Annotated in this window: 4 protein-coding genes; 1 reads left to right on the forward strand and 3 read right to left on the reverse strand. The window is 43.7% G+C overall.

Annotated features, from left to right (window positions below; all coding sequences use genetic code 11):
• Window positions 1-910: Gfo/Idh/MocA family protein (locus ABZB17_RS21420; protein ID WP_372653497.1), on the reverse strand; the 910-nt coding region annotated here is incomplete at its 3' end.
• 276 nt (window positions 911-1,186) lie between these two features.
• Here ABZB17_RS21420 and ABZB17_RS21425 point away from each other — a divergent pair.
• Window positions 1,187-1,723, forward strand: coding sequence for a dihydrofolate reductase family protein (locus ABZB17_RS21425; RefSeq protein ID WP_372653499.1), 537 nt, complete (start codon window positions 1,187-1,189; stop codon window positions 1,721-1,723).
• Window positions 1,724-2,206: 483 nt separating this feature from the next.
• On the opposite strand, the gene ABZB17_RS21430 is transcribed toward ABZB17_RS21425, so the two are convergent.
• Window positions 2,207-3,136, reverse strand: coding sequence for an IS3 family transposase (locus tag ABZB17_RS21430; protein ID WP_372653503.1), 930 nt, complete (start codon window positions 3,134-3,136; stop codon window positions 2,207-2,209).
• Between the two features lie 5 nt (window positions 3,137-3,141).
• Entirely contained in the window at window positions 3,142-3,546 is a 405-nt protein-coding gene (locus ABZB17_RS21435; protein ID WP_372653500.1) for a hypothetical protein, read from the reverse strand.
• Window positions 3,547-3,728: the final 182 nt, after the last annotated feature.

The following is a 3,728-nucleotide window of genomic DNA, read 5'->3' on the forward strand; positions in this document are numbered from 1 at the left end:
GAGCGCAGTTTGGCAAACTCTTACGCTCGGGAAACAGGAAGGATACTTGCAATGAAACCGGTGCACTCTCGGTATTAACCAGCGAAGAACTGGCCTGAAACGCTTTCGGAGCGCCTAATTTCAGAGCATAATTCGGAACGTCGAGCAAGTGGCAGCCCATATCGCCCAGGGCACCTGTGCCAAAATCCCACCATCCGCGCCAAATCCAGGGATGGTATTCCGGGTTGTAAGGGCGCATTTTTGCCGGACCGATAAATAAATCCCATTTCAGTGTTTTCGGAATGGCCACTTCTTTCAGCGGTTTGGGCATGCCCTGCCGCCAAATGGGTCGGTTGGTCCAAACGTGTGCTTCTTTTATGGTTCCCAAACATCCGCTTTGCACAACTTCAGCCACTTCGTACACCTCGTCTTTCGAGTGCCCTTCATTTCCCATTTGGGTAACAACTCCTGTGCGTTTAGCCAGTTTGGTTAGGTAGCGCGACTCCCAAACCGAATGCGTTAGCGGCTTTTGAATGTAAGCATGTTTGCCGAGTTCCATTGCCGCTGCTGCGGTTAAGGCATGGGTGTGGTCGGGGGTGGCAATCATTACTGCATCAATATCTTTTTGCTTTTCAAGCATTTCCCGGTAATCGTAATACTTTTTGGCCTTAGGGTATTCGTCGAATACTTTTTTTGCATAAGCCCAATCCACATCGCAAAGGGCAACAATGTTTTGGCCGGGCATGTTAAGTAGGTTAACCTTGCCTTTTCCACCAATGCCAATTCCGGCAATATTGAGTTTGTCGCTCGGAGCAATGTGCCCCAATCCTGCCACGGCTTGCCGTGGAACAATGCTAACTCCGGCTACAGCGGCAACTGATGTGCCAATAAATTTTCTTCTGGAAAGTTGAGAACTGGATTTTCGGTTCATTTGTTTCGATTTTAGGTATTGATATTCGGATTATTGAAAATTTAGTTACGTGCTTTTAAATGTATTGAAAATCAATCAGAAATGGTAAATATTGAATCACTTTTTTTGATTATCCGTATTCTATCCTATTGGCCAATAGGTGGTCTGCTGAGAGTTCACCCAAATTTTTTGGGCATAATGTGGCAATGACAGGTAAGACGCCGAAATGAATTTGGCATGACGTTCTTAATAGGACTGAATACGTACATTTATATTATTTTTAGAAAGATACACCGAATGAAGCAAAATTTTATATTTATTGCCAAAAGCCTGGATGGCTATATTGCCGACAAAGATGGTGGTATTGACTGGCTGTATTCTGTTCCGAACCCGGAAGGAAAAGATTTGGGCTATCTGCCTTTTATGAAAACAATTGATGCTTTACTAATGGGCCGGAAGACTTTTGAAAAAGTACTGAGTTTTGATATTCCCTGGCCTTACGAAAAACCGGTTTTTGTGGCCAGCCAAACGTTAAGCGCGTTGCCTGAAAATCTCATGGGCAAAGTGGAAATTGTGAAGGGAACTGTAGCTGAAATGCTTAACACCATTCATAAAAAGGGTTACCACAAACTGTATATCGATGGGGGCAATTTAATCCAAAGTTTTTTAGGTGAAGACCGAATTGATGAGATGATAATTTCTACGCTGCCCCTTTTATTGGGAGACGGCTTTCCTTTGTTTGGTACACTTCCTCAAATGCTGGAGTTTCAGCATATAAAATCGGAACTGTTTTTGGATGCCATTACCCAGGATACTTACCGCCGAAAAAGGTGAATTACTTTATCCCCCAAAGAATTGATAAATGCTCTTTTCCCCGCAACATTTTGTGCAGCGAACTTAGGGGCAAAGCTTATGCCCCTGCTTTTTTGCTTTGTGCCCCTTGGGGCGCGTTACCTTCCCCTTGGGGCAAAGCCTGCGAAATTAGGGGCGCGTTATGTGCCCCCGGGGGATAGTTTTGCGAAAATGGGGGCAAAGCTTGCGCCCCTGGGGGAAAACTCTTCGAAACCAGGGGCATGATTCGTGCCCCTGAGGGAGGTGTCCTTTCCTAAAATAGCTTGACAGATTTATACTTAATTTGATAAGATGTAAATGATTATTTTCTCATTTACTGTTTTACAAATCTAATAAGATTTTAATTACTGATTCTTGTACTTTCTGATTATTCAAAAACTACTAATCGATACAGTTATTTTCTGATTTTCTGAAAGCAGAAACATGTACATTCATAATTACTGTTTTTGCTTTTCATATTTATTTTTATTCCCGTTTTACAGGAACAGTATCCGGTCTATTTACTGTTTCTCCCGACACCCGATATTTGCGTTTTTTCCAATGTTTTTTCAGAGGGCCTTGTTGTTGGTGCGCGTCTTTTGGAAACATAAAATCAACACTTCTGTGGGGGCGCTTGTTGTTGTATTTATGAACCGCCAGCTTTGTGGCTTCAAGCGCTGCATGGTAATCAGCAAAAGTTTCGTTTAAATCATATTCGTCTTTCAAAATACCGTTGACACGCTCGGCGATGGCGTTTTCGTACGGGTCGCCGTTCTCGGTCATTGAGATATTTATTTTTGAACCTTTCAGGAAGTTTACATAGTCGTTGCAGCAGTATTGTATACCACGGTCGGAATGATGAATAAGCCCTGGCTTTACCCCTTCGCCAGCGACTGCCATGCGCAGGGCATTTAAGGCCCCTTCGCTGGTCAGGTCGGGCCACAGGCACCAGCCTACTATTTTCTTTGAATACGCATCGGTTACCAGCGAGAGGTAAACAAATCCTTTCTCAGTTCGGATGTAGGTGATATCGCTGACCCACAAGCGCCCGGAACTGAGCAGCTCGACCTCCCGGATAAGATTGGGGTATTTGCGGTAAAGATGGTTCGAATTCGTGGTTTTTGGGCCACGTTTCCGTCGTTTTACCAGCAAGCCGTGTTCGCGTAAAAGGAAGTAGAATTTATCTCTTCCATATTTAATATTATGTTCCTGTAGTTTCGGCGTTATCAACCGGTGGAGCTTTTCTGCCCCCATTCGTTTGTGCTCTTTGCGCAACTGTTTTGCCAGTGTTAATATAAATACTTCCTGCATTTGAAGCCCCGATTGGCGCTTCTTGTTGTCGTACCAGGCCTGTCGACTAAACCCAAACAGCCCACATAATATCGCTTTTGATACCAACGGATACATGTGTGCCAGTACCTCTACTGTTTGGGACCAGACTTTTTTCTGATCTCAAGTTTATAGTCGTTCTCGGCAATGTCGATCATCGTGTTCAGTGCAACGTTCTTCATCTGCGCCAGTTCCAACTGTTTCTCCAGCTCTTTGATACGTTTCTCCAACGCCTTGGTATTTGTCCTTTCTTTTGCACTCATCAATTGCAAAGATAAGTGGATTTCATCAGAATATTTTGCCTGCCAATGTTTGTATGTTTTATCAAACCTGTGGGGCAGTTTAAACTTTTCCCGCGCTTCAGCCACGCTCATCCTCCCAGAATCGACTTCGGATACCAGCCACCGGCGAAAACTAATTTCATAGCTACTGTAATCATTTTTTTCATCCCGGAAACCTTCCATATTATCTGAAAGGTTTGTACTTGAGTTTTTCATTTTGCTTAACTTTTTGCGTCAAGCTATTTCAGTAGAAGACACTTTGCGCTTCTGACCCATTCCCGAACAGTTATAACCTTGTGGACAATAGATATCCCTCGCTCCTGAAGGATTATCTTATAGGGGTTATCTATTACGGAGGGGTTCCGAAAGCTTCTAAGCTCTTCTCGAAGCATTTTTAC

This window comes from Draconibacterium sp. (genome assembly GCF_041583095.1).
GTDB lineage: Bacteria > Bacteroidota > Bacteroidia > Bacteroidales > Prolixibacteraceae > Draconibacterium.